The 23,143-nt window shown below is 73.7% G+C and carries 22 protein-coding genes and 1 tRNA gene; 9 read left to right on the plus strand and 14 right to left on the minus strand.

All coding sequences use genetic code 11. The features are described 5' to 3' along the window. Window positions 1-207: 207 nt before the first annotated feature. Window positions 208-1,458, plus strand: coding sequence for a D-arabinono-1,4-lactone oxidase (locus Cch01nite_RS01820; RefSeq protein ID WP_203747749.1), 1,251 nt, complete (start codon window positions 208-210; stop codon window positions 1,456-1,458). 7 nt (window positions 1,459-1,465) lie between these two features. On the opposite strand, the gene Cch01nite_RS01825 is transcribed toward Cch01nite_RS01820, so the two are convergent. From Cch01nite_RS01825 to Cch01nite_RS01835, 3 genes are all read right to left on the minus strand, one after another. Next, window positions 1,466-2,410 (minus strand): transglutaminase-like domain-containing protein, encoded by a 945-nt coding sequence (locus tag Cch01nite_RS01825; RefSeq protein ID WP_203747751.1) that lies wholly within the window; start codon window positions 2,408-2,410, stop codon window positions 1,466-1,468. Window positions 2,411-2,443: 33 nt separating this feature from the next. After that, the gene (locus tag Cch01nite_RS01830) at window positions 2,444-3,313 is read right to left on the minus strand and encodes a MerR family transcriptional regulator (protein ID WP_203747753.1); all 870 of its coding nucleotides are present in this window, start codon (window positions 3,311-3,313) and stop codon (window positions 2,444-2,446) included. Between the two features lie 103 nt (window positions 3,314-3,416). Next, a complete protein-coding gene (locus Cch01nite_RS01835) occupies window positions 3,417-3,824 on the minus strand; it encodes an FKBP-type peptidyl-prolyl cis-trans isomerase (protein WP_203747755.1) in 408 nt (135 codons plus the stop codon). A 100-nt stretch (window positions 3,825-3,924) separates the two neighbouring features. Between Cch01nite_RS01835 and Cch01nite_RS01840 the strand changes: the two genes are divergently transcribed. The 3 genes from Cch01nite_RS01840 (at window position 3,925) to Cch01nite_RS01850 (ending at window position 6,297) form a co-directional block, all read left to right on the plus strand. After that, entirely contained in the window at window positions 3,925-4,797 is an 873-nt protein-coding gene (locus tag Cch01nite_RS01840; protein ID WP_203747757.1) for an alpha/beta fold hydrolase, read from the plus strand. Beyond that, window positions 4,790-5,401, plus strand: a complete 612-nt coding sequence (locus Cch01nite_RS01845) for a TetR-like C-terminal domain-containing protein (protein WP_203747759.1) — start codon at window positions 4,790-4,792, stop codon at window positions 5,399-5,401. The genes Cch01nite_RS01840 and Cch01nite_RS01845 overlap by 8 nt, the downstream gene beginning before the upstream one ends. A 338-nt stretch (window positions 5,402-5,739) precedes the next feature. Further along, window positions 5,740-6,297, plus strand: coding sequence for an aromatic ring-opening dioxygenase LigA (locus Cch01nite_RS01850; protein ID WP_203747761.1), 558 nt, complete (start codon window positions 5,740-5,742; stop codon window positions 6,295-6,297). A gap of 84 nt (window positions 6,298-6,381) precedes the next feature. Here Cch01nite_RS01850 and Cch01nite_RS01855 read toward each other — a convergent pair whose 3' ends face one another. From Cch01nite_RS01855 to Cch01nite_RS01865, 3 genes are all read right to left on the minus strand, one after another. Continuing rightward, window positions 6,382-7,440 carry an acetylxylan esterase gene (locus tag Cch01nite_RS01855; protein ID WP_203747763.1) on the minus strand — a complete coding sequence of 353 codons (1,059 nt, stop codon included), beginning with the start codon at window positions 7,438-7,440 and terminating at the stop codon, window positions 6,382-6,384. An 88-nt stretch (window positions 7,441-7,528) separates the two neighbouring features. Next, a complete protein-coding gene (locus Cch01nite_RS01860; RefSeq protein WP_203747765.1) occupies window positions 7,529-8,926 on the minus strand; it encodes a cystathionine beta-synthase in 1,398 nt (465 codons plus the stop codon). 77 nt (window positions 8,927-9,003) lie between these two features. Next, window positions 9,004-9,834 (minus strand): Bax inhibitor-1/YccA family protein, encoded by an 831-nt coding sequence (locus Cch01nite_RS01865; protein WP_203747767.1) that lies wholly within the window; start codon window positions 9,832-9,834, stop codon window positions 9,004-9,006. Window positions 9,835-10,030: 196 nt separating this feature from the next. On the opposite strand from Cch01nite_RS01865, the gene Cch01nite_RS01870 reads away from it, so the two are divergent. Together Cch01nite_RS01870 and Cch01nite_RS01875 are read left to right on the plus strand one after the other, a co-directional pair. Next, the gene (locus Cch01nite_RS01870; protein ID WP_203747769.1) at window positions 10,031-11,005 is read left to right on the plus strand and encodes an ABC transporter ATP-binding protein; all 975 of its coding nucleotides are present in this window, start codon (window positions 10,031-10,033) and stop codon (window positions 11,003-11,005) included. Then, complete coding sequence (locus Cch01nite_RS01875; RefSeq protein ID WP_203747771.1) at window positions 11,002-11,856, plus strand: ABC transporter permease; 855 nt, start codon at window positions 11,002-11,004, stop codon at window positions 11,854-11,856. The genes Cch01nite_RS01870 and Cch01nite_RS01875 overlap by 4 nt, the downstream gene beginning before the upstream one ends. 96 nt (window positions 11,857-11,952) lie before the next feature. Here the strand turns inward: Cch01nite_RS01875 and Cch01nite_RS01880 are convergent, their stop codons facing one another. Continuing rightward, window positions 11,953-13,191, minus strand: a complete 1,239-nt coding sequence (locus tag Cch01nite_RS01880; protein ID WP_203747774.1) for an MFS transporter — start codon at window positions 13,189-13,191, stop codon at window positions 11,953-11,955. Window positions 13,192-13,276: 85 nt separating this feature from the next. Between Cch01nite_RS01880 and Cch01nite_RS01885 the strand changes: the two genes are divergently transcribed. Together Cch01nite_RS01885 and Cch01nite_RS01890 are read left to right on the plus strand one after the other, a co-directional pair. Next, window positions 13,277-13,750: a MarR family winged helix-turn-helix transcriptional regulator gene (locus tag Cch01nite_RS01885; RefSeq protein WP_239069726.1), complete on the plus strand. Its 474-nt coding sequence runs from the start codon at window positions 13,277-13,279 to the stop codon at window positions 13,748-13,750. A gap of 43 nt (window positions 13,751-13,793) precedes the next feature. Continuing rightward, window positions 13,794-14,654 carry a siderophore-interacting protein gene (locus Cch01nite_RS01890; protein ID WP_203747780.1) on the plus strand — a complete coding sequence of 287 codons (861 nt, stop codon included), beginning with the start codon at window positions 13,794-13,796 and terminating at the stop codon, window positions 14,652-14,654. A gap of 65 nt (window positions 14,655-14,719) precedes the next feature. On the opposite strand, the gene Cch01nite_RS01895 is transcribed toward Cch01nite_RS01890, so the two are convergent. The 5 genes from Cch01nite_RS01895 to Cch01nite_RS01915 form a co-directional block, all read right to left on the minus strand. After that, window positions 14,720-14,793: transfer RNA gene (locus Cch01nite_RS01895), tRNA-Leu, on the minus strand. A gap of 106 nt (window positions 14,794-14,899) precedes the next feature. After that, window positions 14,900-16,393, minus strand: a complete 1,494-nt coding sequence (locus Cch01nite_RS01900; protein WP_203747782.1) for an NAD(P)/FAD-dependent oxidoreductase — start codon at window positions 16,391-16,393, stop codon at window positions 14,900-14,902. Window positions 16,394-16,561: 168 nt separating this feature from the next. Beyond that, on the minus strand, window positions 16,562-18,079 hold the full coding sequence (locus Cch01nite_RS01905) for a GH1 family beta-glucosidase (protein ID WP_203747784.1): 1,518 nt from the start codon (window positions 18,077-18,079) through the stop codon (window positions 16,562-16,564). 249 nt (window positions 18,080-18,328) lie between these two features. Beyond that, on the minus strand, window positions 18,329-19,510 hold the full coding sequence (locus Cch01nite_RS01910; protein WP_203747786.1) for an HAAS signaling domain-containing protein: 1,182 nt from the start codon (window positions 19,508-19,510) through the stop codon (window positions 18,329-18,331). Beyond that, entirely contained in the window at window positions 19,507-19,836 is a 330-nt protein-coding gene (locus tag Cch01nite_RS01915; protein WP_203747788.1) for a PadR family transcriptional regulator, read from the minus strand. The genes Cch01nite_RS01910 and Cch01nite_RS01915 overlap by 4 nt, the downstream gene beginning before the upstream one ends. Window positions 19,837-20,024: 188 nt before the next feature. Here Cch01nite_RS01915 and Cch01nite_RS01920 point away from each other — a divergent pair, with 188 nt between their 5' ends. Beyond that, the gene (locus tag Cch01nite_RS01920) at window positions 20,025-20,945 is read left to right on the plus strand and encodes a DUF222 domain-containing protein (RefSeq protein WP_203747790.1); all 921 of its coding nucleotides are present in this window, start codon (window positions 20,025-20,027) and stop codon (window positions 20,943-20,945) included. A 658-nt stretch (window positions 20,946-21,603) separates the two neighbouring features. Here Cch01nite_RS01920 and Cch01nite_RS01925 read toward each other — a convergent pair. Both Cch01nite_RS01925 and Cch01nite_RS01930 read right to left on the minus strand, forming a co-directional pair. Further along, window positions 21,604-22,557, minus strand: a complete 954-nt coding sequence (locus tag Cch01nite_RS01925) for a Ppx/GppA phosphatase family protein (protein WP_275407156.1) — start codon at window positions 22,555-22,557, stop codon at window positions 21,604-21,606. A gap of 20 nt (window positions 22,558-22,577) precedes the next feature. Then, on the minus strand, window positions 22,578-23,081 hold the full coding sequence (locus Cch01nite_RS01930) for a DUF501 domain-containing protein (RefSeq protein ID WP_203747794.1): 504 nt from the start codon (window positions 23,079-23,081) through the stop codon (window positions 22,578-22,580). Between the last annotated feature and the right edge of the window lie 62 nt (window positions 23,082-23,143).

Below are 23,143 nucleotides of genomic sequence, written 5' to 3' on the forward strand. Positions count from 1 at the left end.
GCAGCAGGCCGGGGCCCCCGTGACCCGTTCCCTGCTGCCTCCGGTAGTGGCTTGTGCGACCGCGTAGCGGCCTGTCAGAAACGGTAATGACAAGAGTGTCCGCCGGTCCACGACTGTCCACGCAGGGCAGGACCGAGGTCCAGGTCAGCGGGCTGACGTACGTTGGCAGGGCGGTCCGACGACGGGCAGGAACGAGGAGGACGACCCATGACGCTGACGACCTGGGCGGGCAACTACGCGTACGGCGCGCAGACGGTCCACCGACCACGCTCCGTCGACGAGCTGCGGCAGGTCGTCGCGGACGCCCGCCACGTGCGCGCGCTCGGCACCCGGCACTGCTTCAACGACCTCGGCGACGGGCCCGAGGCGCTCGTCCTGCTCGACGAGATCGCGCCGGACGTGGTGCTCGACACCGCGGCCCGGACGGTCACGGTCGGCGGCGGGGTCCGGTACGGCGCGCTCGCCGAGCACCTGCACGCCGCGGGCTGGGCGGTGCACAACCTGGCGTCGCTCCCGCACATCAGCGTCGCGGGTGCGGTCGCGACGGCGACGCACGGCTCCGGGGACCGGTCGACGAACCTCGCGGCGGCGGTCGCGGCGCTCACGTACGTCGGCCCCGGCGGCGAGCTCCGGCAGGTCGCGCGCGGGGACGACGACTTCGCGGGGTCCGTCGTCGCGCTGGGAGCGCTCGGGGTCGCGGCGCGCGTGACGCTCGACGTGGAGCCCACGTACGACGTCGCGCAAGAGGTGCACGACGAGGTGCCGTGGGACGCGGTCCTGCACCACTACGACGAGCTCACCGCGAGCGCCGACTCGGTGAGCGTGTTCACCGACTGGGCCGAGCCAACGCTGCGTCAGGTGTGGCGCAAGACCCGCGTGACCTCGTCGTACGCGCCTCGCACCGACCTGTTCGGAGGGACGGCCGCCGCCTCCCAGCGGCACATGCTGCCCGGCATCGACCCCGTGAACGCCACGCAGCAGGGCGGCGTCCCGGGTCCGTGGCACGAGCGGTGGCCGCACTTCAAGCTCGCGTTCACGCCGAGCAACGGCGACGAGCTGCAGTCCGAGTACCTCGTGCCGCGCCGGCACGCCGTCGGCGCGTTCGCCGCCCTCCGGGACCTCGGCGACCGGATCGCGCCGTTGCTGCAGGTCAGCGAGGTCCGCACGGTCGCCGCCGACGAGCTGTGGCTGTCGAGCGCGTACGGCGAGGACGTCGTCGGCCTGCACTTCACGTGGCTCCCCCGCCAGCCCGAGGTCGAGGCGCTGCTTCCGACGATCGAGGCGGCGCTCGCCCCGTTCGACGCGCGGCCGCACTGGGGGAAGCTGTTCGCCGACGTCGACCGGGACCTGCGCCGGCTGTACCCGCGGTGGGACGACTTCCGGGCGCTCGTCGCGCGCGTCGACCCCGACGGGGTGTTCCGGAACGGCTTCCTCGACCGGCACGTGCTGCGCGACTGAGCCTGGGTCAGGGGCGCCAGCGCGTCGAGCGGGCGGCCAGGTCGGTGTCCCCCACGCGGCCGGTCGGCGACAGCGTGAGGACGCCCGCGCTCGGGTTGAGGCGCGGGCTCGTCCCGTACAGCGCGTCGAGGGCCGCCTCGGCGTCCCGGTCCCCCGCGTCGGCACGCACGAGCAGGTCGGCGACCTCGTCGACGAGAGCGTCGACCTCCTCCTCGGGCGGGAGCCCGTCGGCCAGGTCACGCGGCACGGTGTCGCCCCACACGTCCCACAGCAGGAGCTCCTCGCGCTGCCGGTGCGCGAGCTCCTCGACGACGTACCCGCGCACGAACTCGGCGCCGCACAGCTCCGGCATCGACGCGTCGACGCCGTACACGCTCGGGTCGACGGTCCCCGCGCGGACCTGCTGCCACACCTCGGCGGCGGTCTGGAACGGTGCCCCCGGTCCGGTGGGCATGTCGTCGATGTCGAAGCCCCACGGCTGCGGGCCGCCCACCGGTCCGTTCACCGGGTCCAGCTCGGGGTCGAACCGCACCCACCGGTCGCCGTCCCACAGCTCGGCGACCACGTGGTCGTGGTGGAAGCCGCCCTCGAAGTACCCCGCGAACCCGACCCGCGTGCGCGCCGGGATCCCGTGCTCGCGCAGCACGGCCACGGCGAACAGCGAGTGGTCCCGGCAGCAGCCCGCGACCCGGTCGTGCACCGGACGGTCCGCGGTGAGCGACCCGGGGACGCGCGCCGTCGCGACGTCGAGCACGTGTGACAGCCAGCGCAGGTCGATGTCGGCGTCCTGCCCGGCGGCCAGCTCGGACGCCTGGCCGCGGTAGTGGACGATCGTCGCGCAGGCGGCCTGGTGGAGCGCGGGCGGTGTCGGCTCGACCTCCTTGAGCAGCGCGCCGTGGGGGCCGGGGTCGGAGTAGGGGCTGTGCTGGGCGTACGCGTCGATGTGCGGCATGTCGTCAGGGTCCGGTCTGCCCCTGGGGCAGGGTCAAGGGATGAGGTCCGCGCCGTCAGGCAGGGGCTGGGCGACGTGGGCGACGACGCCCTCGTCCGACCACGGCACGGGGTAGAGCTCGCGCACCGGTCCGGCACCGTCGAGCCGGTGGTCGGCGAACCAGCCCTCGAGCGCGAGGTACGCGCCGATGATCTGCGGGTAGCGGCAGTCCTGCGCCGTCACGGGCACCGACGCGAGCAGGTGCGCAGGCTCCTCGCGCAGCACGACCGGTCCGGCGGGGTCCGCGTGGCCCTCGTACGGCACGCACGTCTCGACGGGTCCGTCCCCGTCGGGGCCGACCGCACCGTGGAACAGGACCCAGAACTCGGCGCCCGTCGACGCCCCGGCGTCCGCGAGGTGGCGGCGCAGCGTGAGCACGTCGGCCGTGAAGGACGCCACGAGCTCGGGCTGGCTCACGTGGCGACGGAGGGTGGCGACGCGCCGGGCGGGGGCCCGCTCGACGACGACGTCGGCGCCGGTGAACCCGGTCACCGCCGTCGTCCCGGCCCTGCTCGGCGCGTCGGCGGCGGTCGCCAGGGTCCGAACGACCAGGTCGACGGCGGGCCCGCGGTCGTCGAGCTCGCGCCGCCGGTCGGCCCACCAGGTGCGGACCGTGCCGGCGAGCCGGTCCTCCGGACCGTCGAGGAGCTCGCCGACGAGCGCGAGCGGCATGTCGAGCCGGCGCAGCAGGGCGATCGTCCGTGCCCGGTCGAGCTGGCCGGCGCCGTAGTACCGGTACCCGTTGCCGGGGTCGACTCGCTCGGGCGGCAGGATCCCGCGCGCGTCGTACAGCCGCAGGGCCTTGAGCGAGAGCCCTGACCTGCGGGCGAACTCCCCGATCGTGAGATCCGCGTCCGACGGCACGGGCCGAGGATACGGGCGGCCGTGGCCGGTGGGAACGGCGGTGGGACGAGGGACGGGCGGGACCCGGGGCACCTGCTCCCCCGGGTCCCGCCCGTGCCTGGCGTCAGTTGCTGGTGTTGACGATGTCCACGACGAACACGAGGGTGTCGCCGCCGCGGATGCCGGCCTGCGGGGCACCGCGGTCGCCGTAGCCCAGGTGCGACGGGATCGACAGGAGCACGCGGGAGCCGACCTGCTGGCCGACGAGGCCCTCGTCCCAGCCGCCGATGACGGCGCCGACGCCGATCGGGAAGCTGATGGACTCGCGGCGGTCGTAGGAGTTGTCGAACACGTGGCCGCCCCACGTCTGGCCGAGGTAGTGCACCTCGATGTCGTCGCCGGCCTCGACGAGCGCGCCGTCGCCGCGGGACAGGACGACGACCTCGAGCTCGGCGGGTGCCTGCGCGTCGGGGAAGGTCAGCGTGGGCTTCTCGCCGAACGAGCCGGACGCCTCGGGAAGCGCTGCGGACATGACGTACTCCTTCGATGGATGACAGTGCCGGACCATCTTGCCAACAGCCGCCGACGCGAACCTGTTGACCCGCTTGGCTAATGGCATTAGCTTTGCAGTCATGACCACCACGGTGCACCACCTGCAGCGGCCCGAGGGCCGGATCGCGTACACGGTCGACGGCCCGGCGCACGCCCCGCTCGTCGTCCTGGTCCCGGGCATGGGCGACCTGCGCAGCACCTGGCGCGAGCTCGTCGGCCCGCTCGTCGAGGCCGGTCACCGCGTCGCCGTCATGGACCTGCGCGGCCACGGCGACTCGGACACCACCTTCCGCACCCACGGCGACGTCGTCACCGGCCAGGACGCGATCGCGCTCGTCGAGCACCTCGGCGGGCCGGCCGTGCTCGGCGGCAACTCGATGGGCGCCGGGGCCGTCGCGTGGGCCGCGGCCGAGCGGCCTGACCTCGTCGCCGGACTCGTGCTCACCGGCCCGTTCCTGCGCGATCCGTCGGTCCCCGGGTTCGTCACCGCGACCATGCACGGCCTCATGCGGGTCCTGTTCTCCCGGCCCTGGGGCGCCGCGATCTGGGCGTCCTACTACCGCGGGTACCTGAACCGAGGCCGCAAGGCGCCCTGGCTCGACGAGCACGTCGCCGACCTGCGGGCCGCCATGCACGACCCCGCCCACCTGCGCTCGTTCCGGCACCTCACCGTCCAGCTCACGCACGCCCCCGTCGAGGCCCGCGTGCCGCAGGTCACCGCCCCCGCCGTCGCGTTCGTCGGCGCCGTCGACCCCGACTTCAAGGACCCCGCCGCCGAGGCCGCCTGGCTCCGCGGCGCGATCGACGCCGACGTCACGCTCATCCCGGAGGTCGGGCACTACCCGCAGAACCAGGCCCCCGAGGTCGTCGTCCCCGGCACCCTGGCGTTCCTCGCCGGCCTCCCCCGGGACGCCGACGGCCGCTTCCAGGTCCGCGCGGCCACCCGTGCCTAGGGCGGGTCTCGACCGGTCCGCCGTCGTCACGATCGCGCTCGCGGTGGTCGACGACGGCGGGCCCACCGGCTTCGCCGACCTCACCCTCGCCGCCGTCGCCGCCCGCGCCGGCGTCGCGGTGCCCAGCCTCTACAAGCACGTCGCCGGGCTGCCCGCCCTGCGCCGCGAGGTCGCCCTGGTCTGCGTCGAGCAGCTCCGGGACGCCCTCGCGGCCGTGGACGCCGAGCACGGCGCCGACGAGCACGACGAGCGCGCCGACGACGGCACCCTGCGCGCGATGGCCCACGCGGTGCGCGACCTCGCCCGCCGCTCACCCGGCCGCTACCAGGCGGTCCAGGGCAGCCTGTGGGTGCACGACCCGGACGCCGACGCCGTCCGCGCGGCGGGCGCCGCGGTCGTCGAGCACCTGGCCGCGGCCGTCGCGGCGCTCGGCGTCCCGCCCGAACGGCGCATCGACGCCGTGCGCGCCGTGCGGGCCGCCGTGCACGGTTTCGTGGTCCTCGAGCTCGACGGCGGCTTCGGCATGCCCGACGACGTCGACGAGAGCTTCGACTTCCTCGTCGAGGGCCTGGTGGGCGGCCTGCGACGCGTCGTCGTGACCTAGGTCCCAGGCCGTCCCCGGTTGCGTGCGGTCGGATGACCGTCAAGGCCTCGGGGTCCGGCGGGTGCGGCCGGCCGAGGTGGCAGGGGGCCCGTCGCCGGGACGTGGGGATGCGTCCCCGGTGACGAGGAGGGCGCGTCCGACCCCCCGGTTCGGGCGCGCCCTCCTCCGCGCGCCCGGATGCCCCCCTCGCTGACCTGCGTCTTCACATCACCCGCACCCGGGACTTGGGTCCTGCACCCGGGAGATGACGCCGCGCAAGTATCTCCGCATGAGCCCGATCGGCTCATCGGGCCTGGAGAGGCCCGGACACCGGGGGTACTCGAAGGAGTCCACAAGACATGAGCACCAGCATCGCCCGCCCCGCCTCGCACACCCGCCTGTACGGCCTCATCGTCATGATCCTCGGCGGCGTGTTCCTCGTCGCCGGCGCCGTCACCTGGGGGGCGGTGTCGAGCCACCTCAAGGCCGAGGACATCACCGTGTCGCCCGACGCGGCCCACTTCGGCGGCCAGCTCGTCGACACGCCGTGGGAGGCGTTCGCGCAGGCCGACATCATCAACCACCACGCGCTGACCGCGACGGGTGACAAGACGTACGCCGAGATCGGCACCGAGCTCCACGAGATCGAGGCCGCGAACCCGGACGCCTCCAAGGAGGAGCTCGCCAAGGACGCGGACTACGCCAAGCTGACCGCGCTGCGCACCGTCGTGATGAACGGCTCGTTCCTGCGCGCCTCGCTGTTCACCTCGGTGATCGCGTTCGGTGTCGCGTTCCTCGCGATGGGTCTCGGCGTCACGATCGCCTTCATCGGCTGGGCGATCCGCTCGGCCGGCACCCCCGCCACCGCCGCGACCACGGCAGGCGCGGAGCGGCCGCTCGCAGCAGCCGCGGTCTGACCCGTCCGGCGGACAACCCGCCGCACGTGCGACCACCGGGAGGCCGGCGCCACATCCAGGCGCCGGCCTCCCGCACGTCTGCGCTCAGACCTCTGCGGCGACCTCCGCGCCGACCGCCGCGCCGACCGCCGGCACGGGTGCCCCCCGGCCGCCGAGCAGCGCACCCAGCCACCGGATCTGACGGTCCACCTGGTACGCCTGGCCGCCTTCGTGGTTGTTGTAGGCGTACACCTCGATCTCGGTCGCGGGCCGCTCGCCGGCCAGTCCGGCGTAGTGGTTGTACGCCGCGAACACGGTCGACGGCGGGCACGTGACGTCCCGCAGCGCGACGGAGAACAGCGCGGGGGCGCTCGCACGGCGGGCGAAGTGCACGCCGTCGAGGTACGACATGGTCCGGAACACCATGGCCTCGCGCCCACGGTGCACGGCGAGGTAGTCGACGAGCTCACCGTGCGGCTTGGCGTCGCTGATGTCGACGGCCCGGCGGTAGTGGCACATGAACGGCACGTCCGGCATGACCGCGACGAGGCCGTCGGCCAGGCCGCCCACCGCGAGCGCGAGCCCTCCGCCCTGGCTGATCCCGGTCACGGCGACCCGGTCGGGGTCGACCCCCGGCAGCGCCCGCACCGCGTCCACGGCACGCACGGCGTCGGTGATGAGCCGGCGGTAGTAGTGGTCGGCGGGGTCCTCGATGCCGCGGGTCATCACGCCCGGGAACGCGGGCCCGGTGCCGGCGGGGTCGGCCGTGTGGCCGCCGCTCCCCCACGTCGCCCCCTGCCCACGCGTGTCCATGACGAGGTGCACGTAGCCCGCGGCGGCCCACGCGAGACGCTCGTGCGGGAACCCGCGCCCACCGCCGTACCCGAGGAGCTCGACGACCGCCGGCAGCAGCTCGCGCGTCCCCGCGCTGCCCGCCGGGCGCGTCACCCACGCCTTGATCGGGTGCCCGCCGAACCCCGCGAACGTCACGTCCTCCGTGTCGACCAGCCGCAGGCCCGTGTCGACCGGGACCGCCGTGAGCGCGAGGTCGTGCGCGCGGGCCTCGACGAGCGTCGTGGTCCAGAACGCGTCGAAGTCCGCGGGCTCGTCGAGCTCCGGCAGGTAGCGCTCGAGCTCGGGCAGGGGCAGGTCGAACAGGGCCATCGTGCTCCCTCGGACGTCGGTCGTGGGACGGCCGCGGGCCGTCTGCCGGGAGGCTACCCGGCAGGTCGACGGGCTGACGAACGGCTCACTAGCGGGCGAGGAAACCGAGCAGGTCGTGCCGCGTGAGCACGCCGACGGGCGCGCCGTCGTCGACGACCATGAGCGCGTCGGCCTGCTGCAGCGCGGCGCGGGCGGCCTGCACGGCCTCGCCGATCCCGATGAGCGGCAGCGGCGGGGACATGTGCCGGTCGACCCTGTCGGACAGGGACGCGTCGCCCGCGAACACCGCGTCCAGCAGCGCCCGCTCGGACACCGCACCGGCGACCTCGCCGATCTTCACGGGCGGCTCCGCCCCGACGACGGGCATCTGCGAGACGCCGTACTCGTGCAGGATCTCGATGGCGTCGCGCACGGTCTCGTTCGGGTGGGTGTGCACGAGGTCGGGCAGCGTCCCCGTCTTCGTCTTGAGCACGTCCGCGACGGTCGCCCCCTCGTCGGCCGCGAGGAAGCCGTACGAGCGCATCCACGAGTCGTTGAAGATCTTCGACAGGTAGCCGCGACCGCTGTCGGGCAGGATCACCACGATCACGGCGCGCGCGGCGGCCTCGGGGTCGCGGTCCTGCAGGCGGCGGGCGTACCGGAGCGTCGCCTCGACGGCCATGCCGCAGGAGCCGCCGACGAGCAGCCCCTCCTCGCGGGCGAGGCGGCGGGTCATCGCGAACGAGTCGGCGTCCGAGACGGCGATGACCTCGTCGGGGACCGTCGGGTCGTACGCGGCCGGCCAGAAGTCCTCGCCGACCCCCTCGACGAGGTAGGGGCGCCCGTCGCCGCCGGAGTACACCGACCCCGCGGGGTCCGCCCCGATGACGACCACGGGTCCGGACTCGCGGTCCGCCGACGCGTCCTTGAGGAAGCGCCCCGTCCCGGTGATCGTGCCCCCGGTGCCGACGCCCGCGACGAGGTGCGTGACCAGCCCGTCGGTGTCGGCCCAGATCTCCGGCCCGGTGGACTCGTAGTGGCTCGCCGGGCCGTTCGGGTTGGCGTACTGGTTCGGCTTCCAGGCGCCCTCGATCTCCAGCACCAGCCGGTCGGAGACCGAGTAGTACGAGTCGGGGTGGTCGGGCGGGACCGCCGTCGGCGTCACGACGACCTCGGCGCCGTACGCGCGCAGGACGTCGCGCTTGTCCTGGCTGACCTTGTCGGGGCAGACGAACACGCAGCGGTACCCCTTGCGCTGCGCGACGAGCGCGAGGCCGACGCCGGTGTTCCCGCTGGTCGGCTCGACGATCGTGCCGCCGGGCCGCAGCGCACCGCTGGCCTCGGCCGCCTCGACCATCTTGAGGGCGATGCGGTCCTTCACGGACCCGCCGGGGTTCATGTACTCGACCTTGGCGAGGATCGTCGCCGTCAGGTCTGCGGTCACGGACGTGAGCTGGACGAGCGGGGTGCCGCCGACGAGCTCCGAGATGTGGTGTGCGTACTTCACGTGCCGAGTCTGCCCCGGCGGGCCACGGATGACCCGCCGAGGCGCGCGCTCGGCGTGCGCAGATCAGGGCCTGCGGATCACTGCCGGAAGATCGCCAGCAGCCGCAGCAGCTCGAGGTACAGCCAGACCAGCGTGACCACGAGGCCGAACGCCGCGTACCAGGCGTACTGCGACGGGATGCCCTGCTCGACGCCGCGCTTGATCGAGTCGAAGTCGATGACGAGGCTCGCGGCCGCGAGCGCCACGGCGACCAGGCCGACGGCCACGCCCAGCCAGCCGCTGCGCATCGGCCCGAACTGGCCGCCGCCCACTCCGAACAGCATGAGGACGACGTTGAGCAGCGAGAACACCAGGTAGCCGACGAGGCCGAGCAGCACCATGCGTGTGAACTTCGGGGTCACGCGGACCTTGCCGGAGCGGAACAGGATCAGCGACGTCGCGAACACCGCGGCCGTCGCCAGCACGGCCTGCCCGACGATGCCGTCGTGCCAGTCCTCGTAGAACTTGCTCAGGCCGCCGAGGAACACGCCCTGCGCGAGCGCGTACAGCGTGATGAGCAGGGGGCTCGGCTTGCGCTTGAACGCGTTGACGAGCCCGAGCACGAGCCCGACGATCGCGCCGACCACCCACAGGCCGGGAGCGACGCCCCAGGTCACCGCGGCGCTCGCCACGAGCAGGGCCAGCAGGCCGCCGGTGCGGATGATCACGTCGTCGTACGTCATCCGGCCGGTCTCGCGCGGGCCGGCGGACGGCAGGGCGTACATCTCGTCGAGCTGCGCGACGTCGAGCGTGCGCGCGTTGCCCTGGCCGGCGGTGGCCGTCGACCCCCCGGGCTGCGCGTTGGTGCGGGCCCGCCGGTCGGCAGGGTCCGAGAACACGGGACTGTTGTCGAAGACGGGATTGGGCACGTCGTCCTCCTGGACGGCTCGGCAGCACGCAAGGACTGCGTTCACCGTACCGAACGCGGGTGAACCCCGGATCGTTCCTTGGGACGACTCAGGGTCCACCCTGAACCGTCCCGGATATCCACCCAATGACGGATACAACCGCCCGGGCGAGCACCTAGGGTCGAACAGTCACAGTTTCCCCAGACGAGGACCGATGATGATCGAGGCCCAAGGCCTGACCAAGAAGTACGGCGCGAAGACCGCCGTGGACGGCATCTCGTTCACGGTGCAGCCCGGCAAGGTGACGGGCTTCCTCGGCCCGAACGGCGCCGGCAAGTCCACCACGATGCGCATGATCGTCGGGCTCGACCGCCCGACGGCCGGCACCGTCACGGTCAACGGCCGCCCCTACGCCCAGCACCGCTCGCCCCTGACCGAGGTCGGGGCGCTGCTGGAGGCCAAGGCGGTCCACACGGGCCGCAGCGCCAAGAACCACCTCCGCGCGCTCGCCGCCACGCACGGCATCGGCGACAAGCGCGTCAACGAGGTCATCGACATGACCGGCCTGCACGACGTGTCCAAGCGGCGCGTCGGCGGCTTCTCGCTCGGCATGGGCCAGCGGCTCGGCATCGCCGTGGCGCTGCTCGGCGACCCGCGCACACTGATCCTCGACGAGCCGGTCAACGGTCTCGACCCCGAGGGCGTCCTGTGGGTCCGCAACCTCGTGAAGTACCTGGCGTCGGAGGGCCGCACGGTCTTCCTGTCGTCGCACCTCATGAGCGAGATGGCCCTCACGGCCGACCACCTGGTGGTCATCGGCCGCGGCCGGATCATCACGGACGGCCCGGTGGACCAGGTCATCGCCGCCGCGACGCGTGCGACGGTCAAGGTGCGCTCGCCGCAGGCCTCGCAGCTGGCCGAGCTGCTCGCCGCCCCGGACGTCACGATCACGTCCGCCGAGCCGGGCCTGCTCGAGGTGCACGGCGCCACGTCCGAGGCCGTCGGCGAGGTCGCGGCCGCCGGCCGGATCGTGCTGCACGAGCTCACGCCCATCACGGGCTCGCTCGAGGAGGCGTACATGAGCCTCACGCAGGACGCCGTCGAGTACCACTCGGCTGCCGTACCTGCCGGCGGGCACACCTCGGCAGGCACGGACGCCGCCGCCCCGACCCACGAGGAGAACGCCCGATGAGCACCACCACCGTCGCCCCCGCGCGGGCCGAGGTGACGCGCCCGACGACGACGCACAAGCTGTCGTTCGGCCACCTGCTCAAGTCCGAGTGGATCAAGTTCTGGTCGGTCCGCTCGACCATCTGGACGCTCGCCATCACGGCCGTCGCGCTCGTGGGCTTCACGGTGCTGCTCACGCTGGCCATGGTCAACGCGCCCGACGACGCCGGCGCGCCGACGAACCCCCTGGACGCGTTCGGCCTGAACGTCTACCTCGGTCCGCTGGCCGTCGCGGTGCTCGGCGCCCTGTCGATCACGGGCGAGTACACGACGGGCATGATCCGCTCCAGCCTCACCGCGGAGCCCCGCCGCACCCCGGTGCTGTGGGCGAAGGCGCTCGTGCTCTTCGTGGTCGTGTTCGTCGTCTCGGCGGCGTCCATCGCGGTCGCGGCGCTGCTGCAGGCCGCGATCTTCGGCGGCGACGGCATGACGGTCGACGTCTACGACTCCCAGACGCTGCGGGCGCTGACCGGCTACGCGCTGTACATCTCGATGATCGGGCTGCTCTCGTTCGCGCTCGGTGCGCTCATGCGGCACTCCGCCGCGGCGATCGCCACCGTGCTCGGCGCGCTGCTCATCCTGCCGATCATGTTCAGCGCGATCCCGTGGGAGCCGCTGCACAAGATCATGCCGTTCCTGCCGAACGTGGCCGGTGCGCAGGTCACGCAGACGAACGACCAGATCGCGGCGATGGCGGCGGCCCAGCCCGACGTCATCACGCTGTCGGCGTGGGCGGGCTTCGGCGTCCTCGCCGCGTACGTCGTCGTCGTGCTGGCGGCGGCCGCGGTGCTGCTCAAGCGTCGCGACGCCTGACCCGACGCCTGACGCGGCGGGCTCGTCCCGCACGAACGAGCGACGCCCGGTCGGACCTCACGGTCCGGCCGGGCGTCGCTCGTCTGCGGCGGCTCGTCAGACGAACTCGGCGACCGCCTCCTCGGGGGTGCCCTCGACGGTCGCGGCGTCGCGGTTCAGCCGGGACCAGAAGACCCGCTCCCCGACGTTGCGGGCGAGAACGTGACCGGCGACGAGGAACGTGAGGACGCCGACGGCGAGCACGCCGATCGCGACCCAGTAGGGCGACGTGAGGCCGACGTGCTCGGCGAGCAGCCCGGCGACGACGGGCGCGGGGGCCGCGAACCCCCAGCGGACCAGGTTGAACGACCCGGTGGTGACGCGCCGGTCGGGCGAGCCGGCCGCGAGCGCGAGGTCCGTGAGGTTGGCGTTGCAGATGCCCATGCAGACGCCGGCGACGACGAGCACGAGCACGGACTGCGTGGTGCTGTGCGACGTCGCGAGGCCGAACAGGGACGCGAGCAGCACGATGATCGCGATGCCGACGGTCTGCACGGCACCGATCCGGTGCGCCAGCCGGTGGCCGACCACGAGGATGCCGAGGGCGAGGCCGACGCCCCAGGCGGTGAACACGAAGCCGAGCGGGATGACGTCGAGGTGCAGGAACACGGGCGTGAACCCGAGCACGACGAAGAACACGAAGTTGTAGGTCGCCGTGATGACGCACAGGATCACGAACGCGGGGCGGCGGAACGGCGTGAACACCTGGCCGAGGGTGAGCGGCGCGGGCTTCTCGGCGGGGTCCTTGAGCCGGGTGACCGAGACGGTGAGCGCGACGATCATGAACACGCCGCACAGCAGGAACGGCACGCGCCAGCTGATCTCGCCGAGCAGCCCGCCGATGAGCGGGCCGATCGCGAAGCCGAGGCCGACGCAGGTCTCGAACAGCTCGACGGCCCAGGCCCGGTCGTTGGCGAGCGACACGAGCAGCACCATCGCGGTCGCGAAGAACATGGCGTTGCCCAGGCCCCACAGGCCGCGCAGCGCGGCGAGCTGGCCGATGGTGCCCGTGAGGGAGGCGGCGATGGCGGCGACGGCCACGACGCTCACGCCCGTGGCGAGGATCTTCTTGTAGCCGAACTTGCCCGTGAGCATGACGGCCGGGATCATCCCGATCGCCATGACGGCGATGTAGGCGGTGAACAGGAGCTCGATCTGCCAGGTCGTCGCGCCGAGGTCGGAGCCGATTGCGGGCAGGATGGGATCGACGATCGCGATGCCCGCGATCGCGAAGAAGGCGGTGAGGGTGGTCGCGAAGATCGCGGTCGTGTTCGGTTCGTTGCGCGTGGAAGCCACAGGTGGACCCTTGGTATCTGTAGGGGGCAGGTAATTTACCTGTATGCTACACCTAGATTCCCGACGCTCACACGGAGGTGACCCCTTGGACGACCCGATCGAGTCCGTCGAGCTGCAGATCGCCCTCCTGCTGCGCCTCGCCGACCGCAACCGCCGCCGCACACCACGCCTCGACGGCACGCTCGAACGCTCCGCCTACCTCGCGCTGCGCCAGCTCGCCGCGCACGGCCCCTGCGGCATCAACGAGATCGCCGACCACCTGCGCCTCGACGCCTCCACCGTCACGCGCCAGGTGCTCGCGATGGAGGCCGCCGGGCACGTGACCCGCGAACGCGACGACCGCGACGGGCGGCGGGCCGTGGTGACGATGACGGAGGCCGGCGCCGCGGCGCTCGCCCACACCCGGCAGGCCCGCGCCGAGGTGTACGACGACCTGCTGGCCGAGTGGTCGCCCGACGACCGCCGGCTGCTCGCCGACCTGCTCATCCGGCTCAACGAGGACATGGACGCCAAGGTCGGACGGCCCTCGACCAGCGTCGCGCACGGGCCCACGCACTGACCGCCCGCCACGACCACCCCGGCGCCGCGGTTACCGTGACCCGGTGACCGACGCGCCCGTCCGCCCCCGCCCCGCCCCGTTCGTCGGGGAGGTCCTGGACGTCGAACGCCTCACCGCGTCGCTCGTCCGGGTCGTCGTCGGCGGCCCCGGGCTCGCCGGGTTCGTGCCGTCGCCGCACGCCGACTCCTACGTCAAGCTCGTGTTCCTTCCCCCGGCGGCGGGCACCCACCGGCCCCTGCGCGACGACGGCCGGCTCGACGTCGACGCCGTCCGCGCGACCCTCCCGCCCGACGAGCAGCCGCGCCAGCGGTCGTACACCGTCCGCGGGTTCGCCGACGGGCGGCTCACGCTCGACCTCGTCGTGCACGGCGACGCCGGCCTCGCCGGACCGTGGGCCGACCGCGCCACCCCCGGCGACGAGGTGCTGCTCGTCGGCCCGGGCGGAGCCTGGTCCCCCGACCCGTCCGCCGCCTCCCACCTGCTCGTCGGCGACCTCAGCGCGCTCCCGGCGATCGCCGTCGCGGTCGAACGCCTCGCTGCCGACGCCGTCGGGCACGTCGTCGTCGAGGTCCACGGCCCCGAGGACGAGCTCCCGCTCGACGTCCCGACCGACGTGCAGGTGCACTGGGTGCACACCGGCGACGGCGTCCCCGGCACCGCCCTCGTCGAGCGCGTCACCGCCCTGCCTCCGCTGCCGGGCCCCGTCAGCGCGTTCGTGCACGGCGAGGCGGGCGCCGTCCGCGAGCTCCGCCGCCACCTGCGCGCCGACCGCGGGCTCGCCCGGGACGACCTGTCCGTGTCCGGCTACTGGCGGCTCGGCGCCGACGACGAAGGCTGGCGCGCGACCAAGCGGACGTGGCTCGCCGGCATCGAGGAGTCCGAGCTCGCCGCGGGTCTCGTCTAGCGCCCGCCGACGGCCGAGCCGCGAGCCACACAGGACGATCCGTCGCGCGACGCCCGTCGAGCACGTGCCCCCGCCCGGACTCGAACCGGGACTGGGCCGGGTTTAAGCCGGCTGCCTCTGCCGATTGGGCTACGGGGGCTCCACCGGCGGCCTCATCCTGCCAGCCCGCGCGCCGCGGACGCCCGGAGACGACGCGAGCCCCCGACCCGGGAAGGTCGAGGGCTCGAGCCAGAGGGTGCAGCCGGTCAGCTCGCGCTCTTCGCCTGACGGCTCTTGGCGGGCGACGCCGGCTCCGCCTTGATCGCGGGCACGGCCGCGTCCTTCTCACCGGGCTCGACGACTCGCGGCTTCGGCGGGACCGACGCCTCGCGGAACTCGGCGCGCGGGTCGTGCAGCGCACCGAGCGCGACGACCTCACGGCGCAGCAGGATCGAGCCCGTCCAGCCGGCCGCGATGCGGATCTTGCGGTTGAACGTCGGCATGGCTGCCACGTGGTACGAGCGGTGCAGCACCCACGCGAGGAAGCCGCGGACCTTGATCCGGCCGAACATCTGGGCGACGCCCTTGTACATGCCGAGCGACGCGACGGCGCCGATGTTCTTGTGCTTGTACTCCGTCGGCTCGGCCGAGCGGAGCACCCGGGCGAGGTTGTCGCCGAGGTGGTTGCCCTCGCGCAGCGCGTGCTGGGCGTTCGGCGGGCAGAACTTGCCGGGGTTGTACAGGTCCGGCACGGCGGCGCAGTCACCGGCCGCGTAGGCGTCCGCGACGACGACGCCGTCCGCGTCGACGACCTGGAGCTTCGCGTTGGTCGTGACGCGGCCGATCTGGTCGAGCGGCAGGTCCGAGTTCTGGAGCACCGGGTTCGCCTTGACGCCCGCGGTCCAGACGATGGTCTCGGCGTCGAACTCCGTCTTGTTCGACAGGACCACGTGGCCGTCGACGCACGAGCTGAGGAACGTCGACAGGTGGATCTCGATGTTGCGCTTGCGCAGCTGCTCGAGCGTGTAGCCGCCGAGCTCCTCGCTGACCTCGGGAAGGATGCGCGGCGAGCCCTCGACGAGGACGAACCGCAGCTCGTCCTGCTCGATGGCCTTGTAGTACTTCACGGTGACGCGGGCCATGTCCTCGACCTCGGCGAGCGCCTCGATCCCGGCGAACCCGCCGCCGACGAACACGAACGTCAGCATGCGCTTGCGCAGCTCCGGGTCCCAGGTGCTCGACGCGAGGTCGATCCGGTTGAGCACGTGGTTGCGCAGCGCGATGGCCTCTTCGACGTTCTTGAAGCCGATGCCGTTCTCCGCCAGGCCCGGGATGGGCAGCGTGCGGGCGACCGAGCCGAGCCCGACGACCAGGTGGTCGTACGTGATCCAGTACGGCTCGCCCTCCTCGGGCGTGATCTCGACGGTGCGCTCGGCGTGGTGGATCTGCGACACCTTGCCCTGCAGCACGTCGACGCCCTTGAGCGCGCGACGGTGCGGGGCGACGACGTTGCGGGCGTCGATGGACCCGGCGGCCGTCTCGGGGAGGAAGGGCGCGTACGTCATGTACGGACGCGGGTCGACGACGACGATGGCCGCCTCGCGCTTGCCGAGGCGCTTGCGCAGCCGGCGGGCCGTGTACAGGCCGACCGTCCCGCCGCCGAGGACGACGACGCGCGGGACCTTGCGGGGCTTGGTCTGGCGGGGCGCCGCAGTGCCGGACGGGGACGCGTCGGCAGGGGCGGGGACGGTCTGAGGCATGTATTTACGGTATCGCCGCCCGAGTTTCACCGCCTCATCGCCGGACGGTGACGCTGCGCACACCGCCTGGGTGCCCGCTGTGCGCCGTCCGGCGCCGGGCCGACATCCGGGCGACGTCACCCGGTCGGCGTCATCCGTCCGCCGTCCGGTCGGCATCGTCCGTCGTCGTCATCCGGCCGGCGGGACGGCCCCGGCGGCGATCACGTCGCGGTACCAGAGGGCGCTCGCCTTCGGGGTCCGCTCCTGGGTGTCGAAGTCGACGTGCACGAGTCCCCACCGCTGCGTCAGCCCCTCCGCCCACTCGAAGTTGTCGAGCAGCGACCACACGTAGTAGGCCCGCAGGTCGACGCCGTCCTGGATCGCCCGCGCGGCCTGCTGGAAATGGGCCCGGAGGAACTCGGTGCGCTCGTCGTCCTGCGTCGTGCCCGCGGCCGTGGGGTCGGGGATGCCGTTCTCCGTGACGACCAGCGGCGGCGCGTCGGGGTAGTCGCGGGTCAGCCGCGTCAGGACGTCGTACAGGCCCTCCGGTCGGACCTGCTGCCACTCGGCGTCGGACTGCGGCGCGATCGTGACGACGTTCCCCGTCCGGTCGATGCCGGCGACGCCGTAGTACTGGACCGCCAGCACGTCGAGCGGCTCGCTGATCGTGTCGAGGTCGCCGGCCTGGACCAGCGCCTGGAACGCGGCCGGGTCGGCGTGGACCTGACCGGCCTTCTCCCCGATGGCGTCGTCCGGGTACGTGCCCAGGAGGACCGGGTCGAGGTACAGACGGTTCTCGACGGCGTCCGCCCTCGTCGTCGGCGCCTCCGCGCCCATGCCCGCCGGGTACACGGGCAGCAGGTTGAGCGCGATCCCGATCCCACCTAGGGCACCGCTCTCCCGGAACCGGCGCACCGCGAGCCCGTGCCCCAGCAGCTGGTGGTGCACGGCGGCGACCTGCTGCTGGACGTCCGCGACGCCGGGCGCGTGGTAGGGCGTGCCGTAGCCGACCGACGCCGTCGTCTTGGGCTCGTTGATGGTCAGCCACGTCGCGTCGGCGTCGCCGAGCGCGTCGAACATGATCCCCGCGTAGTCCACGAAGCGCTCCGCGGTGTCGCGGACCGCCCACCCGCCCACGTCCTGCAAGGGCTGCGGCAGGTCCCAGTGGTACAGCGTGATCGCCGGGGCGATCCCGCGCTCACCCAGCCCCTCGACGAGCCGGCGGTAGAAGTCGACACCCGGCTGGTTCACCGGTCCCGAGCCGGTCGGCTGGATCCGCGGCCACGCCACCGAGAACCGGTACGACCGCAGCCCGAGGTCCGACATGAGGTCGAGGTCCTGCTCCCACCGCCGGTAGTGGTCGGCGGCCGGGTCGCCCGTCGCACCGCCCGCGATGTGGCCCGGGACCGCGGCGAACGTGTCCCAGATCGACGGGCCGCGGCCGTCGGCGGTCGTCGACCCCTCGACCTGGAACGCCGAGGTCGCGGCACCGAAGACGAACGCGGCCGGGAAGGTCATGGGCTGCGCGGGCGGAGCCCAGGCGGTCGCCGTCGGGGTCGCGGTCGGCGTCACCGTGTCGGTGCGCTCCGCCGGCGTGCAGGCTGCCAGGGCGCCGAGGGCGACCAGACCCCCGCCGAGCCGGAGGGCCGCCCGACGGTCCATGGGGACGTCCCAGGCGCGGGGCGTCGCGCGCGGGTGGTCGGGCATGTCGCTGCTCCTCGTCGAGCGGGCGGGCGTCGGATGTCGTGCAGCTTGGGAGCGCTCCCAGGCTCGGGACACATCTTCCCACCTGCGCGGACGTCGGGAAAGGCCCCGGGACGACCGCGGCAGGCTGGACGGCGCGTTCGGCGCGGCGCCGGTCGATGGTCGGTCGCCGTCCAGCCGTCCGGCCGTCGCGCCGGACGGCCGCCGGGCGTGACGACGTCGGTGCCCGGCCGCTCGACCTCCTGGTCGCCGTCAGGGGGTCGGAGCGGCCGTCGGCCCCGCCGTCGGTCCCGTCGTGCCGGACGGCGTCGGGGTGGCACCCGCCGTCTGGTCGCCCGACGCGCTCACCGTGCCCTCCGCCGGGTCGGCCGGCACGGTCCCGCGCCCCACGAGCGCCGGCGCCTTCGCGAACGGCCACGGCGGGGTCCCGGCGGACGTCCCGACCTGCAGCGCGGGCGAGCCGCCGTCGTACTCGAACTGCGACGTCGGAGCACCACGCAGCGGGTACACGTTCCAGCGGGCCTGGCCGCCCACGTCCGCCGCCGGCACGAACGACCACGGCTCGGTCGAACCCGGGAACCAGAACTGGTCGTACCCGTCGTCGAACGTCGTGCGGACCGGCAGGCCGCGGTCGTCGTAGATCTGCACGTCCTGGAGCGGGTCGCCCTGCGCGTCGTAGACGAACAGGTTGCTCACCTGGATGCCGTCCACGACCACACCGTCGACAGGCTTGTCCTGGTAGACGGTCTGCACGCCGCCGTTGAACGCCCCCGCCGCCCACGCGCGGTACACGTCCTCGACCTGCGAGGAGCGGTGGCTCATCGTGGCGAGCACGGGCAGGAGGGCGAGCACGACGACGACGTTCGCGAGCACCGGCAGCCAGCGCGTGCTGCGCGACTGGAACCAGACCCCGCGCCCCCACTGCACGCTCAGCACGACGAGCCCGCCGAGCACCACCCACTCCGCGAACGCGTTCGGCAGCCAGCTCATGCGCCGGTCGCCCAGCACCCACGCGGTCGCGAGCTGGAGCACGAGCCACGCCCGGAACACCCACCACACCGGCCGGAGCGAGACCAGGAACGCCTCGGCGGGCGGCCACCAGGCCTGGGCGCGCAGACGACCGAGCACCCGGGTACCGACCTCGCGTGATCGCCGCACCGGGTCGAGCGGACGCCGGGCCCGGGCGTCGCCGGCCGCGGGGAGGCCGGCCGCTGCTCGCAGCTCGGCCGCGTACGCCTCCGGCGCACCGAACTGCTCGACGAGCTCGCGCCCGTGCGCCACGTGCCGCTCGTCGGCGAGGGCGTCGGCCAGGTCGGCCTCGAGGCCGTCCGTGAGGTCGTCGACCTGGTCCTGGGAGAGCCCGACGAGGCTGCGCCGCACCGCCGCCGCATAGCCGACGACGTCCAGGCCGGCGGTGTCTGCGAGCACGCTCATCGCACGGTCTCCGTCCCGAGCAGCCGGGCCATCGTGCCCGCGAACTCCTGCCAGTCCTTGCGCTGGGCCTCGAGCATCGCCCGGCCCTGCGCGTTGATGCCGTAGTACTTGCGGTGCGGCCCCTCGTCGCTCGGCACCACGTAGGACGTCAGCGCGCCCGACGAGTAGAGCCGGCGCAACGTCCCGTAGACCGACGCGTCGCCGACCTCCTCGATGCCCGCGCTGCGCAGCCGGCGGACGACGTCGTACCCGTACCCGTCCTCGTCCGCGACCACGGCCAGCACGGCCAGGTCCAGCACGCCCTTGAGCAGCTGGGTGGTGTCCATGCGACCTCCCTCGTCGAGCCGCGCGGGGCCCCGGGGGCGCCGCGAGTCTGGTGCGGGGACCCCCTCCGGTCCCCGCATCCGCACGGTACTGCACACTGCGCACTACCGTCCAGCACGCCGGACCGGGTGCCGCGCCTGTCAGTGGTGAGTCGTACACTTGTTCGAATCGACCGGTTCGGAGGTGCGCGATGAGGGCTGCCGCAGATGCGCTGCTGTCCGCTGTCGACGCGCAGTCGCCGAGGTCGGTCGCGCTGCTGGCCGGCGGCCTGGAGTCGCTCGACGTCGGTGACGCGTCGGACGTCGCGCTCGTCGAGGCGGTCGTCGCCTGGCAGCGGGTCATGTCGGGTGCGCTCGCCCGGCAGGCCGACCTGATCCGCGAGCTCGTCGCGAGGTCCGCCGGCACGGCGAGCGGCACCTACCTCGCCGACGAGCTCGCCTGCGCCCTGGTCACCACGCGGCACACGGCCGAGGCGGCGGTGCACCAAGCCGTCGCGCTCGGGACGCACCACGCCCTGCACGACGCGCTCCTCGAGGGCCGGATCGACGGACGCAAGGTGACCGCCGTGCTCGACGAGCTCCCGGCGAGCCTGGGCGACGTCGCGCGCCGGGAGGTCGTCCTCGACGCGGTCGCCCATGCGTCCGACCTCACGGCCCCTCAGCTCCGCCGGCACGTCCGCCGCACGGTCCTGCTGGCCTGCCCGGCCGAGGTGGAGGTCCGGGCGGCTCGCGCCAGGCAGGACCGACACGTCCGCCTGGAGTGGGGCGACGACGCCATGGCGTGGGTCAGCGCGTACCTCCCCGCGCCCGCCGCCGTGGCGGTCTACACCGTGGTGGACGCCCTGGCGGGCACGTCGGCGCCCGCCGGCGACGAGCGCGGCGTCGACCAGCGCCGTGCGGACGCGTTCGCGGACGTCTTCCTGCGGATCCTGGACACGCAGGAGGTCCCGGGCGTCGGCCCGCTCCCCCGGCGTCACGGGCGCCGCACGGCCGTCCAGCTCACCGTCGCCGCGACGACCCTTCTCGGGGTCGACGACGCACCCGCCGAGCTCGGCTCGTTCGGGCCGATCCCGGCCGCGATGGCCCGCGAGCTCGCCCAGGACGCGACGTGAACCCGCGTGCTGACGGACGCGGCGACGGGCGTCGCCGTCGAGGCCGGCGCGACGACCTACCGGCCGGGCGCGGACCTGACCCGCACCGTCATCGCCCGGGACGTCACGTGCACGTTCTTCGGGTGCCGTCAGCCGGCGGCACGATGCGACCTCGACCACGTCGTCCCGTTCGACCGGACCCGGCGCGCGACCCATCCGCAGACGACCACCGGCAACCTGCACGCGTTGTGCCGCCACCACCGGGCGAAGACCCACGGCCACTGGTCCGTGGGCCGGGACCCGACGACCGGGAGCACCTGGTGGACGAGCCCGCTCGGCATCACGACGGTCCGGCCGGCCGTGAGTCTCGTGGCGTCACCGCTGCTGCTCGCTCCGCACCCGGTCCACGCGCCGCCACCGGCTCACGCGCCGCCACCGGCTCACGTGCCCGCACCCGTCGCCGAACACCCCGCCGTTCTGACCGCCCGAGGCGCGGCAGGCGAACCTCACGTGCCACCGCGCGCGAGGACGGCGTCGTCGGCGGGTGCCACCCCCGGCTCCGCACCCCGCCGAACCGGTCCCCCACCGGGGTCAGTGCGGCACGCCATCGGGCCTGTTCGGCGCACCCACCACGGATGCGAACGCCCGAGGCTGGGGCGGCGCTCGGCGCTCCGCCGGGTCAGCGTTCGGCGGCGCTCCAGGCGATGCCGTCGAGGATGTCGTGCTCGGACGTCACGACGTCGGTCAGGCGCCCGCCGGCCGCGGCGACCTCGTCGCGCACGCGGCTCACCACCTCGCGCCACACGAGCGCGCCCGCACCGATCACGTCGATCCGCCCCGGGTGCATGAACCCGAGCTCCGCCCGCTGCTCGTGGGACCTGGCGAGCAGGTCGTCGCACGCGGCGAGGACGGTCTCCACCGGGAGCACGGCGCCGTCGATCCGGGCGGGCTGGTAGGACGGCAGCCCGAGCGCGTGCGCCGTCACGGTCGTCACCGACCCCGCGAGACCCACGAGGGTGACGGCCTTGCCGAGCGGGACGACCGCGGCGGCCGTGTCGAGAGCGGCGGCGACGTCGTGCCGGGCGGCCGCGACCTCAGCAGTCGTCGGCGGGTCACCGAGCAGGTGCCGTTCGGTGATCCGGACGCAGCCGACGTCCATCGAGTACGCCGCCTCCGGTGCGGACGTGCCCAGGACGAGCTCCGTCGACCCGCCGCCGAGGTCGACCACGAGGTACGGGCCCGGGTGGCGAGCGGCGAGCACACCCGTCGCTCCGCGGAACGAGAGGGCGGCTTCCTCGGTGCCCTCGACGACCTCGGGCTCGACGCCCAGCGCGTCCCGGACGCCGACGACGAACTCGTCACGGTTCTCCGCGTCACGGGAGGCCGACGTCGCGACGAACCGCACCGCCTCGACGCCCAGGTCGTCGCAGATCCGGCCGTAGCGCTGCGCCGCGTCGAGGGTCCGGGCCATCGCCTCCGGGGCGATCCGTCCCGTCCGGTCGACACCCTGGCCGAGCCGCACGACCTCCATGCGACGGTCGAGGTCGACGAGAGTGCCGGCCCCCCGGTCGACGTCGGCCACGAGGAGCCGGATGGAGTTGGTCCCGCAGTCGATCGCTGCCACACGAGTCACGCCGGTCATCCTCGCACCGCTCAGCACGTGCACCGGTCGGGACGCCACTCGTCGCCGATCATCGCGAGCGCCTCGTCGCCGACCGGGTTGACGCCGGGTCCCGCCGCGAGCGCGTGCCCGACGAGCACGTGCAGGCACTTCACGCGCGTCGGCATCCCGCCGGCGGAGACCCCGTCGATCTCCTCGACGTGCCCCAGCGCCTCCCTGTCGGCCAGATAGGCCTCGTGCGCCCGACGATGACCGGCCGCGAGCTCCTCGTCGTCCGCGAGCCGTGCCGTCAGCTCCTTCATGACGCCCGACGCCTCGAGGGTGCTCACCGCGGCCACCGCCGGTGGGCACGTCAGGTAGTAGGTCGTCGGGAAGGGCGTCCCGTCGTCCAGCCGAGGGGCCGTGCGGACCACGAGCGGCCGGCCGCAGACGCATCGCGCCGCGATGCCGACGACGCCGCGCGGCGGACGACCGAGCTGCTCGGCCAGGACGACGAGGTCCTCGTCGGTGACGGTCGTGTCGGGGGTCGGGGCCATGCGGGGTCCTGTTCGCGTGGGGCTGGCGGAGCTGCGGGCCGCCGACGGCAGGGTCGGCGCGA

Source organism: Cellulomonas chitinilytica (genome assembly GCF_016862675.1).
In the GTDB taxonomy this organism is placed as follows: domain Bacteria; phylum Actinomycetota; class Actinomycetes; order Actinomycetales; family Cellulomonadaceae; genus Cellulomonas; species Cellulomonas chitinilytica.